Below are 15,681 nucleotides of genomic sequence, written 5' to 3' on the forward strand. Positions count from 1 at the left end.
CCCGACAGCCCCTGCTCGAGCAGCCCCAGCGCCTGTTCCCGCTGAGCTACCGAATACCGCCTCAGTCCACCAGCCATCGTCCCGCCTCCACACGACATCCGTGTTGCGCAGACGATCTGAGACCGCCGAGCGCTCGGTCCCACGCAGGTGTGGCGGGGCGCTCACTCGACTGGGACGGGGCGCTCACTCGACTGGGACGGGGTGGTCACTCGACTGGGAGGCGGCGGCGGGGACGGCGGCGCGGCTCCTCTCGGCCCGGAGCGCGTGGCGGTAGAACCAGGCGCCGAGGATGCTGAAGGCCCCCGCCGTCGCCATGGCGAGCTGGGTCGAGGTCCGCTCGGCCAGCAGGCCCAGCAGGGGAGCTGCGACGCCGAACGCGACCGAGGCCACCATCGAGTTCATCGACAGCACGGTCGCCCGGTTGCGGGCATGCGCCTCCCGGTGCAGCAGGGCCGAGTGCATCGGGCCGGCCGACCCGTGGAGCAGGTAGGTGACGCCGTAGGCGGCGATGAGCGCGGCCGGCCCTGCCACGAGGCCCATGACGACGGCACCCAGACCGTTGAGGATCCGCGCGAGGATCGCGGTCCGTGCGACCCCGATGCGCCGGCTCGACCACCCGGCCAGGGCGGCTCCGACGGCGAAGACGGCCCAGCCCGTCGCTGCGACGGGGCCCATGATGGCGCCGGCACGCTCCTCACCGCCGACGAGCTCGGCGAGCCGGATCGGCTGGAAGGTCTCGAAGACGATCATCGCGACCGACCAGAAGAGCTCGACGGCGATGATCCCGCGGAGCACCGCGTTCTCGCGCAGCATGCCGAGACCGTCGCGGACCACCGTCGGCGACTCCTTGGCGGAGGCGATCGCCCGGCGGGCTCCGGAGGTGTCGAGGTGCTCGGCCGAGCGAGGCTCGCGCAGCAGGACGAGCACGGCGACGAGGTGCACGACGTTGAGCGCCACGAAGACGGCGACGGGGAGCACGAGCGCCGAGGCGCCGGTGAAGGGGTGCCACCAGACGAGACCGCCCGAGAGCAGCGCGCCGGAGGCGATGCCGACCCCGAGGACGGTGCCCTGGGCGGCCAGTGCCCCGTCCACGTCGGCGCCGGGGGTGGTGGCGTGCACGGTGTCGACGAACCACGCCTCGAGGGGTCCGGAGTCGAGTGCCCGGAAGATCCCCATGAGCACCGCCGACGCGAGGAAGGCCCAGAACGAGTGGGCGAGGAGGAGCACGGAGCTCCCGAGCACGTTGACGATGGCCGAGACCACGAAGACGGGTCGGCGCCCGAAGGCGTCGGCGAAGCCGCTCGTCGGCAGCTCGAGGACGAAGATCGTCAGCCCGGCGGCCGAGGAGATCGTCATCGCCTGGGCGACGGACAGGCCGCGCTCGAGCTGCCAGAGGGTGAGGAGCCCGACGACGAGGCCGACCGGGAACCAGCGGGTGAAGCTCAGCGTGAGGAAGACGCGACGGGCCGCGGTGGGGGACAGGACGGCATACGGGCTCGGGGTGCTCATCGCGCGGACTCCCTGGAGGTGTCGGTCGGCGGCCGGTCGAGGTCGAGGGGATAGGCGAAGGCATAGACCGCGATCCGGCGGGCCTGCGGGTTGCCCTGCCCGACCCGGCGGTAGCGCTCGATGAGGTCCCACATCTCCTCGCGCATCGCCTCGAGGGACTCGGCGGTGACGAGGACGGACGCGTCGCTCGAGCCGCAGGCATCCTGCCACGAGGTGGGCCAGGTCGTGGAGACGTCGAGCCACTTGTCGTACTGCTCGCTGAAGTGGCGGGCGTAGTCGCGGGTCAGCCAGTTGAGGGCCGTCTCGGAGTCCTCGTCGCCCTCGAAGTCGCTCGGGTGCCAGGAGTGGTACTCCGAGCTCGCCCGCCACAGCCGGCGCTTGCCCTCGCCCTCCTCGGTGTCGTGGACGAGCCCGACGGACTCGAGCTTGCGCAGGTGGTAGCTCGTCGCGCCGGAATTGGTGCCGAGCGCGGCCGCGAGGTCGGTGGCCGTCGCGGGTCCACCGCGCCGGAGGGCGCCGAGCAGCCGCGAGCGCAGCGGGTGGGCGAGCACGCGCAGGCTCTCTGGTGTGAGCCAGACGTTCTCGTCGTCGGTGGGGGTGGAAGCGTCGTGTGCAGCCATAGTGTGCACAATACCTGTGCACAGTTCGTTTGCACAAGATGTGTGGACACTGTCCGTCTGAGGGCATCGGGGCAGGTCAGAGGTGGTTTCGGGGTCTCCCGGCCGTGATTTGGGTGCGGGGGCCCGAACCCGTAACATTGGTGAAGTTGTGCACCGGGCCGTCAGGCGAACCCGCGGACCCTCACCGGTCCGCTCCTTCGGGAGGCGGGCGACGCGGACCGAGCCCAGCGGCATTCACTGCTCCACCATTTTTCAGAAGCGAAGGCAGACTCCATTGCGCACGTACACCCCGAAGCCCGGCGAGGTCACTCGCACGTGGCACGTCATCGACGCGACCGACGTCGTGCTCGGCCGTCTCGCGAGCCAGGCCGCTGTCCTGCTCCGGGGCAAGCACAAGCCGCAGTTCGCGCCGCACGTCGACACCGGTGACTTCGTCATCATCATCAACGCCGAGAAGGTGGCCCTCACCGGCGCCAAGCTCGAGCAGAAGAAGGCCTACCGCCACTCGGGCTTCCCGGGCGGTCTGCGCTCGACCTCCTACACCGAGCTGCTCGCCAAGAGCCCCGAGAAGGCCGTTGAGAAGGCCATCCGCGGCATGCTGCCGAAGAACTCGCTGGCCCGCCAGCAGCTCTCCAAGCTCAAGGTCTACCGCGGTGCCGAGCACCCGCACACGGCCCAGCAGCCCGTCCCCTTCGAGATCACCCAGGTTGCGCAGTAAGCCCCCCGGCTGCTGCGTAGAAAGCGACAAGACACGTGACTGACATCGTGAACGAGGAAGTCCTCGACACCGACGAGCCCGAGCTGACCGAGTACACCAGCGAGTCCTCGTCCGACTCCGCCCTGGGTGAGCCGAAGCGCGCCCGCGAGGTCTCGACCCCCGGCGCCGCGACCGGTCGTCGCAAGCAGGCCATCGCCCGCGTGCGCATCGTCCCGGGCACCGGCGAGTGGAAGATCAACGGCCGCACGCTCGACGCCTACTTCCCCAACAAGGTGCACCAGCAGATCGTCAAGGAGCCCCTGACGCTCCTCGAGCTCGACGGCTCCTACGACGTGCTCGTTCGCGTGCACGGTGGTGGCCCCTCCGGCCAGGCCGGTGCGGTGCGCCTCGGCGTCGCCCGCTCGCTCAACGGCATCGACGAGGAGCTGAACCGTCCCGCTCTCAAGAAGGCCGGCTTCCTCACCCGTGACCCCCGCGTCCCGGAGCGCAAGAAGGCCGGTCTCAAGAAGGCCCGCAAGGCTCCCCAGTACAGCAAGCGCTGACCTGGCTGTCCCAGCTGGTTGCGCGAAGGCCCCCGAGCACTGCTCGGGGGCCTTCGTCGTTCCCGGATGGCGTATGCCGTGTGGCCGGGTCGTGCAGGTCGGTGCGCTGGCGTGCGTGGTCAGCCGACCGTGGCGTGGCTCAGGTCGCAGCGGTTGGTGTCGTTGGACCAGGTGGCCTGCATCGCGAAGCTGCCGGCTGTCGTCGAGACGTTGCCTGCGCCGCCCGCGCTCCCGGGGGAGATCCAGGCGCACTCGTCGGCGTTCTCCTCACCGGAGTAGGTGCGCGAGGTGGTGTTGGTCCAGCCACCGGCCGGGTTCTGGTCGGTGATCGTCTCGGCGTACTCGTGGCCCTCGACCATGGAGTAGCCGTCGTCGGTGCCGGTGGACCCGGCGTTGACGAAGTTCTGCCCGCAGCTGGTGCCCATGTCCATGACGTACGGCATGTTGGTGAAGGCGATGTCGCCGTAGGGGCTGGTCGACCCGACGTAGGGGTCGCCGTTGTAGTCGTGCCACGCGCAGAAGGTGCCGCTCGGGGTGTTGAAGCCGTCCGGGTGCATGCCGGTCGGCGAGAGGATGACGTACTGGGCGTCGCGGTTGCTCGCTGCCGTCGTGTTGCCGAAGTGCGCTGCGGCGCGGACGGACTCGTCGCCGAGCTGCTTGGCCGTGGCGTTGGTCGGTGATGCGACCGAGGGGTCGTACCAGACGCCGGCGAGGGCGCCACCGGTCGGGTAGAGCACGTGCGCGGCGCCGGCGGGGCACGACGTGGCGCCCTTGGCCACGAGCGGTCCGTCGCAGTACTGCGTCATGACGCCCGACCAGGCCTCGCCGCCGGTGCCGAGGCCCTTGAAGAGCTTCTGCACGACGGGCGCGCCGGCCTTGGGGTCACCCGAGAAGGTCAGGTTGCCGCCCGAGTCGGTGCCCTGGGTGCCCCACTGGCTGCCGTAGAAGACGAGGTAGACCTTCGGGGCACCACCGCTCGTGACGCCGGTCCCGTCGACGCCGCCGCCGTAGGAGAGGGTCTTGGACGACGTGGGCCTCGCTCCCTTGGTCTGGGCCTCCCAGCGGTGCATCTGGGTGTTGAGCTCGCGCGTCGGCACCGCGCCGTGGCGGTAGGGGTGGCCGTAGGCCGGTGAGTACGGGTCCGTGACGCCGCCACCGGTCGCCGACGAGGCGGACGGTGCAGACGAAGCAGCCGGGGCCGCAGCCGAGGCGGCGAATGCCGTGCCCACGGTCAGGAGCGTGGCGGCCGTGGCGGTGGCGGTGGCCATGCGCCGTGAACGTCGAGTGCTCATGGAGTTCCTCTCTGGACGGGTCCGGCTGCTCCCTGGTCGGGTGCCGGGATGGGCACATCGTCGTGGCGGGCGTCTGGGAAGTGGATGGGTGCCACCTGCCAGTTGCCTGCCAGTTACGAGTTGCGGTTCCGCCCGTTCTGTGGCCTCTGTCCGCTTCCGGTGCGCTGGATGGCCGATCGACGTGGGGGCGGTATCGTCGTGCGAGCACATCTGTGGCCAAGCACCGCGGTCGCACCCCTCCGGAAGGCAGAAACACGCGTGGCTCGACTCTTCGGCACGGACGGCGTCCGTGGTGTGGCGAACAAGGACATCACCGCCGAGCTCGCGCTCGACCTCTCGGTGGCCGCGGCCCACGTCCTCGCGGAGGTGGGCGCCTTCAACGGCCACCGACCGGTGGCGGTCGTCGGACGCGACCCCCGCGCCTCGGGTGAGTTCCTCGCCGCGGCGACGGTGGCCGGCCTCGCCTCGGCCGGCATCGACGTGCGCGACGCAGGGGTGCTGCCCACCCCGGCCATCGCCTACCTCGTCGCCGAGCAGGACGCCGACCTCGGCGCGATGCTCTCGGCGTCGCACAACCCGATGCCCGACAACGGCATCAAGTTCTTCGCTCGCGGAGGGCACAAGCTCGCCGACGACCTGGAGGACCGCATCGAGGCCCGGCTGCGCGACGACTGGCAGCGACCGACCGGCGGCGACGTCGGCCGCATCACGGCGCTCGCCGACGGTGCCGACCGCTACGTCGCACACCTGCTGGCCACCCTGCCCCACCGGCTCGAGGGCCTGCACGTCGTCGTCGACGCCGCCCACGGGGCCGCCTCCGAGGTCGCCCCGCGTGCCTTCCGCGAGGCGGGTGCGCAGGTCACCCTCATCGGCGGCGACCCCGACGGCCTCAACATCAACGACGGCTACGGCTCGACCCACACCGAGCACCTCAAGGAGACCGTCCTCGCGACGGGAGCCGACTTCGGCATCGCCCTCGACGGGGACGCCGACCGGTGCCTCGCCGTGGACGCCGCCGGCCACGAGGTCGACGGTGACCAGATCATGGCGATCCTGGCGCTCGCCATGAAGGAGCAGGGGGTGCTGCGCGGTGACACCCTCGTGGCCACCGTGATGTCCAACCTCGGCATGATCCAGGCGCTCGGCGGCGCCGGCATCAAGGTGCTGCAGACCGCCGTCGGCGACCGCTACGTCCTCGAGGGGATGAAGGACGGCGGCTTCTCGCTCGGCGGCGAGCAGTCCGGACACGTCGTCATGCTCGACCACGGCACGACCGGCGACGGGACGCTCACCGGGCTCATGCTCGCCTCGCGCGTCGCCGCCACCGGTCGCACGCTCGCCGACCTCGCCGGCATCATGACCCACTTCCCACAGGTGCTCGTCAACGTCAAGGACGTCGACAAGTCGGCCCTCGACGCGAACGCCGCGGTCGCCGACGCCGTCCGCGCCGCTGAGGGCGAGCTGGGAGACACCGGGCGGGTGCTGCTGCGCAAGTCCGGCACCGAGCCCGTCGTCCGCGTCATGGTCGAGGCGGCGGACCGGGACCAGGCCCGCACCGTGGCCGACCGGCTCGTCGGAGTCGTCAAGGCCGAGCTCTCGCTCTGAGCCCGCCGGACGGCATACGCCGTCGGCCCGTCGTGCAGCCCGGAGAACACGGTCGAACGGGTCCTCAGCGCTGCGTAGGGTTCGGTGCATGCGTGATGACACCCCGGCCAACCCGTTGCTCGAGCCGAGCCCGCTGCCCTTCTCCCTGCCGCCCTTCGCGCTGCTCCGCGACGAGCACTACCCGGAGGCCTTCGACCTCGGCATGGCGCAGCACCGCGCCGAGGTGGAGGCCATCGCCACCGACCCCGAGACCCCGACCTTCGAGAACACCCTCGTCGCGCTGGAGCGCTCCGGAGCGCTGCTGAGCCGCACGAGTCTCGCCTTCTTCGGGACGTCGAGCTCGCTTGCGACCGCCGCGGTGCAGGCGATCGAGCAGGACTACGCCCCGAAGCTCGCGGCCCACGGCGACGTGGTGCGCCTCGACCCACGCCTCTACGCGCGGATCAAGGCGGTCCACGACGACGAGGACGCGCTGGCGGCGCTGGACGCCGAGTCGCGTCGCCTCGTCGAGCGTCACCTCACCGAGATGACGGTCGCCGGCGCCGGGCTCGGCGAGGACGACAAGGTGCGGCTGCGTGAGCTCAACGAGCAGCTCGCGACCCTGGGCACGCACTTCGAGAAGCAGCTGCTCGCCGACACCAACGACCTCGCCGTCCTCGTCGACGACGTCTCCGAGCTCGACGGGCTCACCGCCGGTGAGATCTCTGCCGCCGCCCAGGCCGCTCGCGAGCAGGGCCACGACGGCTCGTGGCTGATCACGCTCGTGCTGCCCACCGGCCACCCGCACCTCGCGTCGTTGACGAACCGCGACCTGCGCCGCCGCCTGCACGACGCGCAGAGCGCAAGGGGCAACCGCGGCAACGCCGACGACACCAAGGCGCTCGTCCTGCAGATCGTCCGGCTGCGCGCGGAGCGGGCCCGCCTCCTCGGCTACCCCACGCACGCGGCCGCGGCGCTCGCCGACTCGACGGCGCGGTCGCCGGAGCGCGTCCTGGGGCTGCTCGACCGGCTCGCACCCGCAGCCGCGCGCAACATCGAGGCGGAGCGGGCGCTGCTCGAGGCGGAGGCAGGACACCCTGTCGAGGCCCACGACTGGGCCTTCTGGTCCGAGCGCGTGCGCGCCACGAGGTATGCGGTGGACCTCGCCGAGATGCGGCCCTACTTCGAGGCCGAGCGGGTCCTGCAGGACGGCATCTTCCGTGCGGCCGAGCTGCTCTACGGCCTGACCTTCTCCGAGCGCGACGACCTCGTCGGCTACCACCCCGACGTGCGGGTCTTCGAGGTGCACGACACCGACGGAACGGCGTTCGGGCTCTACCTGCTCGACCTCTACACCCGCGACACGAAGAAGGGCGGGGCGTGGATGAACAGCCTCGTCCACGAGAACAGCCTGCTCGGCCAGCCGCACGCCGTCGTCATGAACAACCTCAACGTGCCCAAGCCTGGACCGGGCGAGCCGACGCTGCTCACCTACGACGAGACCCGGACCTTCTTCCACGAGTTCGGACACGCACTGCACGGGCTGCTCGCCCGCGTCACCTACCCCCACTTCGCCGGGACGCGCGTCTTCCGGGACTTCGTCGAGTACCCGAGCCAGGTCAACGAGATGTGGATGCTCTGGCCCGAGGTGCTCTCGAGCTACGCCGTCCACCACGAGACGGGGGAGCGCCTGCCCCAGGAGCTCGTCGACCGGCTCGTGGCGGCCCAGGCATGGGGCGAGGGGTTCGCCACCGGTGAGTACCTCGCGGCGGCGCTGCTCGACCAGGCGTGGCACGCGGTGTCGGTCGAGGAGGCAGCGGGTGTGACCGACGTCGAGGCCTTCGAGGCGGCTGCGCTCGAGAAGGTCGGGCTCGCGAACCCGCTGGTCCCGCCGCGCTACCGCTCGACGTACTTCGCGCACACGTTCTCCTACGCGTACGACGCGCAGTACTACGCCTACATCTGGAGCGAGGTGCTCGACGCCGACACCGTGGCCTGGTTCCGCGAGAACGGTGGGCTGACCCGGGAGAACGGCGACCGCTACCGCCGTCACGTCGTGGGGGTCGGCGGCGCCGCCGACCCGCTCGAGTCCTACCGCGAGTTCCGTGGCGCCGACGCCGACGTGCGCCACCTGCTCGAGCGGCGGGGGCTGGACTGAGCGGGCTGGACTGAGCGGGCTGGACTGAGCAGGCTGTACTGGGGGAGGGGACGGCGGAGCGGCCGGATGGCAGACTCGGCCGCGTGAGCCACGTCAACGTCGTTCCCCTGTCACGGCGCATGGAGCCTCGCGACCCGCACGAGGCTCACCGCGTCGCAACGCCGCTCGAGCTCTTCTTCGACCTCGTCTTCGTCGTGGCCATCGCGAGTGCCGCTGCGCAGTGGCACCACGGCCTCGCCGAGGGCCACCTGGGTGACCTCGTCAACTTCGTCATGGTGTTCTTCGCGATCTGGTGGGCGTGGATGAACTACACGTGGTTCGCCTCGTCCTACGACTGCGACGACGTGCCGTACCGCCTGCTCACCTTCACGATCATGACCGGATCGCTGATGCTCGCCGCTGGCATCCCCGACCTGTTCGACGACGGCCAGTCGGGGCTCGTCGTCGCCGGCTACGCCCTGATGCGCTTCGCCATGGTCGCCATGTGGCTGCGCGCTGCGGCCGGCCATCCGGAGGGTCGGCGCACCGCCCTGACCTACGCGGCCGGCATCACGGTCGTGCAGCTGCTCTGGATCGCGCGGCTGCTCCTCGAGGGCCGAACCGTCCTGATGGTGTCGTTCTTCGCCCTGGTCGTCCTCGAGCTGCTCGTGCCCATCGTGGCCGAGCGGCGCGGCATCACGCCGTTCCACCCGCACCACATCGCGGAGCGCTACGCCCTGCTGACGCTCATCGTCCTCGGCGAGGTCGTCCTCGCCACCCTGCAGGCGGTCCAGGGGGCCCTGGGCGACGGGGCGGCCCCTGGTCTGCTCGCCCTCGTCGTCGGCGGTCTGCTCATCGTCTTCTCGATGTGGTGGCTGTACTTCAAGCGGGAGCACGCCGGCCTGTTCGAGGGCTCCGTCGGAAGCGTCTTCGTCGCCGGCTACGGCCACTACCTCGTGTTCGTGTCGGTGGCGGCCACCGGAGCCGCGCTCGCGGCCTCCGTCGACCAGGTCCAGGGCGACGCGCACACGACGGCGCGGGTGGTCGGGCTCGCGCTCGCCGGGGCCGTGGCGGTGTACGTGTGGTGCCTGACCGCCATGCACTCGATGGCGGGGGCCCCGGCCGCCGAGACCAGGGTCGGCGCGGCTGTCGGTCTCGTCCTGCTCGTGGTCGCGGCACTGGCCCCGCCCGTGGGAGCGACGGTGCTGACCATCGGGCTTGTTCTGTCGGCTGCCGTCGCCCACCACGTGTGGACCTCCCGCCAGACCGTCTGACCCGGACCACGACGCCCCCGCGACGTGGGCACGTCACGGGGGCGCTGGGGCGCAGGGGTGCGCCGGGAGCACTGCGGCGGAGGTCACTCCACGCGGCGCAGCAAGCCCGTGTCGACGTCGTAGATGAAGCCGGCCGTCTCGACGCCCGCGGCGATGAGCGGGTGGGTCCGGACCCGGGCCAGGTCCTCGCGCAGCGCACGCTCCTGGTCGGCGATGGTGTGGAAGGTCATCCAGGACGCGTCCTTGCCGGCGCTCGCCCCGACCCGCTCGCGCAGCTCGGCCTCGCTGTTGGACGCCATTGCGCAGCGGGTGTGCGGCACGACGAGGATGCGGTCCACGCCCAGCAGGTGCGTGGCGAGGACGAGGGCCTCGAGGGCGTCGCCACCGACGCGGCCCCCGGGGTTGCGGAAGATCTTGGCATCGCCGGGCTTGAGGCCGACCAGCCCCAAGGGGTCGATGCGGGAGTCCATGCACGTGACGATCGCGACGCCGGCCTGGGCGACGCCGTCGAAGCCGGCCATCTCGAAGGCGTCGGCGTAGTCGCGGTTGGCCTCGATCAGGTCGTCGAATCCCTTGCCGGCAGAACTGGTGTCGCTCATTCGGTGTCCTCTCTGGTCGGTCACTGGAGTCCGGGTCGCTTGGAGATGGTGAAGGCCATCGGCTTGCTCACCTCGGCGAAGAAGTCGTTGCCCTTGTCGTCGACGACGATGAAGGCCGGGAAGTCCTCGACGTCGATCTTCCAGACGGCCTCCATGCCGAGCTCTTCGTACTCGAGCACCTCGACGTGCCGGATGCAGTCCTGGGCGAGTCGTGCCGCCGGACCGCCGATCGAGCCGAGGTAGAAGCCGCCGTGGGCGTCGCACGCGTCGGTGACCTGCTTGCTGCGGTTGCCCTTGGCGAGCATGACCTTCGAGCCCCCGGCTGCCTGGAACTGCTCGACGTAGGAGTCCATGCGCCCCGCAGTGGTGGGCCCGAACGAACCGGACGGCATGCCCTCGGGCGTCTTGGCGGGCCCGGCGTAGTAGACGGGGTGGTCCCGGAGGTACTGCGGCATCTCCTCGCCGGCGTCCAGGCGCTCCTTGATCTTGGCGTGCGCGATGTCGCGGGCGACGACGAGGGGCCCGTTCAGCGAGAGCCGCGTCTTGACCGGGTGCTTGCTCAGCTCGGCGAGGATCTCGTCCATCGGCTGCGTGAGGTCGACCTTGACGACGACGTTCCTGCTCGTCGAGCTGACGCCGACGGCGTCGTCCTCGTGCTCGCCGAGGTCGACCGAACCGGCGTCGGGAAGGAAGCGCGCCGGGTCGGTCTCGAGCTGCTCGATGAAGACGCCGTCGGCGGTGATCTTGCCGAGCACCTGGCGGTCGGCCGAGCACGAGACCGCGATGGCGACCGGCAGGCTCGCGCCGTGACGGGGGAGGCGCACGACCCGCACGTCGTGGCAGAAGTACTTGCCGCCGAACTGGGCGCCGATGCCGAACTGGCGGGTCAGCTCGAGCACCTTCTCCTCGAGCTCGGTGTCCCTGAAGCCGTGCGCCGTCATGGAGCCCGACGTCGGCAGGGTGTCGAGGTACTTCGCCGAGGCGTACTTCGCCGTCTTCAGGGCGTACTCGGCGCTCGTGCCGCCGATGACGATGGCGAGGTGGTACGGCGGGCAGGCCGCCGTACCGAGGGAGCGCAGCTTCTCGTCGAGGAAGCGCATCATGGCGTCCTCGTTGAGGATCGCCTTGGTCTCCTGGTAGAGGTAGCTCTTGTTGGCCGAGCCGCCGCCCTTGGCCATGAACAGGAACTTGTACTGCGCCTCGTGGCCCGGCAGCGTGTCGGCGTAGAGCTCGACCTGGGCCGGCAGGTTGGAGCCGGTGTTCTTCTCCTCCCACGTCGTGATCGGCGCCATCTGGGAGTAGCGGAGGTTGAGCCGGGTGTAGGCGTCGTAGACGCCCTCGCTGATGGCCCTCTCGTCGGTCCCCGCGGTCAGCACGTGCTGGCCGCGCTTGCCCATGACGATGGCCGTGCCGGTGTCCTGGCACATGGGCAGCACGCCGCCCGCTGCGATGTTCGCGTTCTTGAGCAGGTCGAGCGCCACGAACTTGTCGTTGTTGCTCGCCTCGTCGTCGTCGAGGATGTTGCGCAGCTGCTGCAGGTGGCCGGGACGCAGGTAGTGCGCGATGTCGTGCATCGCCGTCTCGGTGAGCAGCCGCAGCGCCTCCGGGTCGACCTCGAGGAAGGTGCGCCCTCCCGGTCCGTCCACGGCGCGCACGCCCTCGGTCGTCAGCAGCCGGTAGGGCGTCTCGTCGGCGCCGATCGGCAGCAGGTCCTCGTAGGCGAAGTCGGCCACGACACGCTCCTTGCGATCCGTGGTGGGCGCAGGCACCCACCGCACTGGCGTATGCCGCGGGCCACCCGGCATACGAAAGTCCCCTCCCAGCCTAGTGAAGGGCCGGGAGGGGACTGACGTGGGTGCCCCGAGCGTCGAGGAGGGTTGCTCAGCCCTTGACGGCGCCCGAGGTCATGCCGCGGATCATGAAGCGCTGCAGCGTGACGAAGACGATCATCGGGATGATGATCGTGATGAACGCGCCGGCGGTCAGCAGCTCCTGTCCCTGTCCCTGGCTGCCGAGCAGCTGCTGGAGCTTGACGATGACCGTCGTGTTCTGGCTCGTGAGGAAGAGCTTGGCGATGAGCAGGTCGTTCCAGACCCAGAGGAACTGCAGCGTCGCGAAGGCGGCGATGGCCGGGATCGACATCGGGGCCACGAGCTTCCAGAACGTCTGGAAGTGGCTGCACCCGTCGATCTTGGCCGACTCGACGACGCTGCGCGGCAACGTGCTCATGTAGTTGCGCAACGTGTAGATGCACAGCGGCATGCCGAAGCCCGTGTGCAGCAGCCACACCGCGATGTACTGCCCGCTGATCCCGAGGCCGCGCGGGCCGAGGATGTTGAGCATCGGCTGGAAGGCCACCTGGATGGGGACCACCATGACGGCGATGATCAGCAGGAAGAAGAACTCCTTGAACGGGAAGTCCATGAAGGTGAACGCGTAGGCGGCGAACGCCGCGAACATGATCGGGATCACCGTGGCCGGGACGGCGACGATGATGCTGTTGACGAAGCCCGAGCTGAGGTCGGACCCCGTCCAGGCACCGGAATAGTTGCTCGTCGTCCAGTCGGCGGCGAACGGGTTGAACAGCGCCGTCCACCAGCCCGAGGTCGCGGCGTCGTCGCGGGTGCGGAACGACGTGACGAGCAGGCCCAGCGTCGGGATGGTCCACAGCAGCGCCAGGAGGGTCATCGTGACGATCGAGAAGGTGCTCCTCGGACGCCCGTCCTTCATCAGCTTGCGGCTCATCGCCCTGCCTCCTCGTCGCGGAAGTGCTTGACCTGGTACCAGATCAGCGGGATGACGGCGATGAGGAGCACGACGACGATGGCTGTCGCCTGCCCGGCCTCGCTCGCCGCGAACAGCTTGTTGAAGAAGAGGTTCGCGATGACGTTGGTGCCGTAGGCGCCGTTGGTCGTGACGTAGACGATGTCGAAGACCTTCAGGACGGTGATGAAGACCGTGACGAACACCGTGATGATGGTGCCCTTGATCTGCGGGATGACGACCTGCCAGAAGATCTGGAACTCGCCGGCACCGTCGATGCGCGCGGCCTCGAGGGTGTCCTCCGGAACGCCCTTGATCGCCGAGCTGAGCAGCACCATCGCGAAGCCCGCCTGCAGCCAGATGAGGATCACCATGAGCAGGATGGAGTTGAGCTTGAGCGTGTCGATGGCGAGCCACGTCTGGGGGTCGCCACCGAGGCCGGTCCAGATGGCGTTGAGCAGGCCGGTCTGGGGCTGGCCCGGGTTGTTGTAGGCGTAGACGAGCAGCCAGATCGCCGAGGCACCGACGGCCGAGATCGCCATCGGCAGGAAGATCATGCTCTTGGCCACCTTCTCACCCGTGGCCGACAGCTTGTCGGCGAGGACGGCGACGATGACGCCGAAGGCGACGACGAGGGCCGGCACGATGAGCAGCCAGAGGATGTTGTTGACGATCGACTGCCAGAACTCGTTGCTGCCGAAGATCGTCTTGTAGTTCTGCAGCCCGACGTACGCGGTGCTGTCGGCGTTGGCGAACGAGTAGTTGATCGTCTGGAACGTCGGGTAGACGAGCATCAGTCCGACGAGCAGGAGCCCCGGCAGGAGGAAGGCGTAGGGGATCACGCCCTCCGACAGCCGCCGTGGCAGGCCCTCCACGAACATGTTGAGGAAGAAGAAGAGCACTGCCGCCCCTCCCACTCCCGCGATGATTGCCAGGATGCCGATGACGAACTTGTTGCCGAACCACTGCGGGTAGTAGGCGAACGCGAGGAAGAGGTTGGCCACCCCCCACACGACGGCGATCAGGCCGACGAGACCGACGCCGATCTTCATCGGGTTGGTGCGCAGGTGCGCGTCGGGGTCGTCCCCGGTGCGCAGTCGCTGGCGCGGCGCTGCCGCGCTGGTCTCGGTGGTCATGACTTCGGCCAGGAGGCTTCGATGTTGTCAGCGGTCTGCTGCGAGCTCTGGCCGCTCTCCCACTTGACCATCTCGGTCCAGAACGTTCCCGATCCGACGGCCTTGGGCATGAGGTCGGATCCGTCGAACCGCAGCACGCTCGCCTTGTTGGCGATGTCGGCGATCTTCTTCGTCGTCTCGTTGGGGTAGTTGTTGACGTCGAACGTCTTGTGCGGAGAGAGCCAGCCGCCCGCCTTGGCCCAGGGGGCGCCGAACTTGTCGGACGTGATGAAGTCCATGACCTTCTTGGCGTCGGGGTCGGTGCCGTTGAAGAGGCCGGCGAGGTCGCCACCACCGAGGATCGCCTGGCCGTTGTAGCCGCCCTCGAACCTCGGGAAGACGTAGATGCCGACCTGGTTGTCGAGGTCCGCCTGGACGTTCTTCGGGTAGAACGTGGTGGCGAAGTTGCCCTGGCGGTGGAGCATGCACTTCGGCGGGTTGCTGAACGCCGGGGTCATCGCGTCACCGAACTTCGTGTTGAGCACGCCCTTGGTGCCACCGAGGACCATCTTCGGGTCCTTGTTGAACTTCGCGGCCTCGTCGAGCGCCTTGACGACCCGCGGGTCGTTGAAGGGGATGCGGTGCGAGGTCCACTGGTCGTAGACGTCGGGACCCCACATGCGCAGCATGAGCTCCTCGACCCAGTCGGTGCCGACCCAGCCGGTGGCCTGGTCGGAGCCCCAGCCGATGCACCACGGGGTGATGCCCTTGGCCGCGATCTTGTCCGCGACGTCGGTCTGCAGCTGCTGGATCGTGCTGGGCGCCGTGTTGTAGCCGCCCTTCTCGTAGGCGGCCTTGGGGTACCAGACGATGCTCTTGACCGCGTTGCGCATGGGGGCGCCGTAGACGCGGCCCTTGTAGCGGCCGGCGTCGAGGAAGCCGGGTAGCAGGGTGCTCTGGAGCTTGTCGTAGTCGAGGTAGGTGTCGATCGGCCACACCTTCTTCTGTGCGGCGAACTCGAGCAGTCCTCCCGGCTGGGGGAAGAGGCCGATGTCGGGGGAGTCGCCCGCGGAGACCTTCTGCTTGATCGTGGTGGTGAAGTCCTGGTCCCCCGTGTACTGGATCTTGATGCCGCTGCTCTCCTCGAAGTCCGCGAGCGAGGCGTTGAAGTTCTTCTCCTCGTCACCGCCGAAGGCACCGAGGATGGTCACGACCTTGTCTCCGTCGGCCGTCCCGCTGTCGAGGAACCCACCGGCGCCCCCACCCCCGGCGCCACCTCCGCCCGAGGCGTTGGGGTTCTGCAGACAGCCGGACAGCACCAAGGCTGCCGCGGCGACCACCCCGCCAGCCTGTAGAGCCCGTCTGGGAAATCCGCTCATGGTCGCTCCTCGTCGTTGAGTTGTGCGTCGATCCCCACCGATCAACGTGACCACGGTCACGTCCGTAAGTCATTCCTACCGCGTCGTAGAAGGTGGGTCCAGTGTGGTGACCTGCCTGTGACCTACCCTCACGATCGCACGACGGGACG

The 15,681-nt window shown here is 69.4% G+C and carries 13 protein-coding genes; 5 read left to right on the forward strand and 8 right to left on the reverse strand.

Going from position 1 to position 15,681, the window contains the following annotated elements; translation table 11 throughout:
• Positions 1 to 183: 183 nt before the first annotated feature.
• Positions 184 to 1,509, reverse strand: a complete 1,326-nt coding sequence (locus tag ABD831_RS21665) for an MFS transporter (protein ID WP_344952015.1) — start codon at positions 1,507 to 1,509, stop codon at positions 184 to 186.
• A complete protein-coding gene (locus ABD831_RS21670) occupies positions 1,506 to 2,129 on the reverse strand; it encodes a winged helix-turn-helix domain-containing protein (protein ID WP_344952018.1) in 624 nt (207 codons plus the stop codon). Before ABD831_RS21670 ends, ABD831_RS21665 begins: the two co-directional genes overlap by 4 nt.
• Before the next feature lie 274 nt (positions 2,130 to 2,403).
• Here ABD831_RS21670 and rplM point away from each other — a divergent pair, with 274 nt between their 5' ends.
• Together rplM and rpsI are read left to right on the forward strand one after the other, a co-directional pair.
• Entirely contained in the window at positions 2,404 to 2,847 is a 444-nt protein-coding gene (gene rplM / locus ABD831_RS21675) for a 50S ribosomal protein L13 (protein ID WP_142177000.1), read from the forward strand.
• Positions 2,848 to 2,882: 35 nt separating this feature from the next.
• Positions 2,883 to 3,389, forward strand: coding sequence for a 30S ribosomal protein S9 (rpsI, locus tag ABD831_RS21680; protein WP_142177001.1), 507 nt, complete (start codon positions 2,883 to 2,885; stop codon positions 3,387 to 3,389).
• A gap of 119 nt (positions 3,390 to 3,508) precedes the next feature.
• Here the strand turns inward: rpsI and ABD831_RS21685 are convergent, their stop codons facing one another.
• On the reverse strand, positions 3,509 to 4,657 hold the full coding sequence (locus ABD831_RS21685; RefSeq protein ID WP_344952021.1) for a hypothetical protein: 1,149 nt from the start codon (positions 4,655 to 4,657) through the stop codon (positions 3,509 to 3,511).
• Between the two features lie 282 nt (positions 4,658 to 4,939).
• Between ABD831_RS21685 and glmM the strand changes: the two genes are divergently transcribed.
• The 3 genes from glmM to ABD831_RS21700 all read left to right on the forward strand — a co-directional run bounded on the left by glmM (position 4,940) and on the right by ABD831_RS21700 (position 9,676).
• Positions 4,940 to 6,286: a phosphoglucosamine mutase gene (gene glmM / locus ABD831_RS21690; RefSeq protein ID WP_344952024.1), complete on the forward strand. Its 1,347-nt coding sequence runs from the start codon at positions 4,940 to 4,942 to the stop codon at positions 6,284 to 6,286.
• Positions 6,287 to 6,374: 88 nt separating this feature from the next.
• Positions 6,375 to 8,423: a M3 family metallopeptidase gene (locus ABD831_RS21695; RefSeq protein ID WP_344952027.1), complete on the forward strand. Its 2,049-nt coding sequence runs from the start codon at positions 6,375 to 6,377 to the stop codon at positions 8,421 to 8,423.
• A gap of 83 nt (positions 8,424 to 8,506) precedes the next feature.
• Positions 8,507 to 9,676 (forward strand): low temperature requirement protein A, encoded by a 1,170-nt coding sequence (locus ABD831_RS21700; RefSeq protein ID WP_344952030.1) that lies wholly within the window; start codon positions 8,507 to 8,509, stop codon positions 9,674 to 9,676.
• A gap of 83 nt (positions 9,677 to 9,759) precedes the next feature.
• On the opposite strand, the gene ABD831_RS21705 is transcribed toward ABD831_RS21700, so the two are convergent.
• The 5 genes from ABD831_RS21705 to ABD831_RS21725 form a co-directional block, all read right to left on the reverse strand.
• Entirely contained in the window at positions 9,760 to 10,275 is a 516-nt protein-coding gene (locus tag ABD831_RS21705; RefSeq protein WP_344952033.1) for a beta-class carbonic anhydrase, read from the reverse strand.
• 20 nt (positions 10,276 to 10,295) lie between these two features.
• Positions 10,296 to 12,008, reverse strand: coding sequence for a fumarate hydratase (locus ABD831_RS21710; RefSeq protein ID WP_344952036.1), 1,713 nt, complete (start codon positions 12,006 to 12,008; stop codon positions 10,296 to 10,298).
• Between the two features lie 148 nt (positions 12,009 to 12,156).
• The gene (locus tag ABD831_RS21715) at positions 12,157 to 13,020 is read right to left on the reverse strand and encodes a carbohydrate ABC transporter permease (protein WP_344952038.1); all 864 of its coding nucleotides are present in this window, start codon (positions 13,018 to 13,020) and stop codon (positions 12,157 to 12,159) included.
• On the reverse strand, positions 13,017 to 14,174 hold the full coding sequence (locus tag ABD831_RS21720; protein WP_344952041.1) for a carbohydrate ABC transporter permease: 1,158 nt from the start codon (positions 14,172 to 14,174) through the stop codon (positions 13,017 to 13,019). Before ABD831_RS21720 ends, ABD831_RS21715 begins: the two co-directional genes overlap by 4 nt.
• Complete coding sequence (locus ABD831_RS21725) at positions 14,171 to 15,532, reverse strand: ABC transporter substrate-binding protein (RefSeq protein ID WP_344952044.1); 1,362 nt, start codon at positions 15,530 to 15,532, stop codon at positions 14,171 to 14,173. The genes ABD831_RS21720 and ABD831_RS21725 overlap by 4 nt, the downstream gene beginning before the upstream one ends.
• Positions 15,533 to 15,681 lie beyond the last annotated feature (149 nt).

Origin of the sequence: Terrabacter ginsenosidimutans, from assembly GCF_039539425.1 — a bacterium.
Taxonomy (GTDB): Bacteria; Actinomycetota; Actinomycetes; order Actinomycetales; family Dermatophilaceae; genus Terrabacter; species Terrabacter ginsenosidimutans.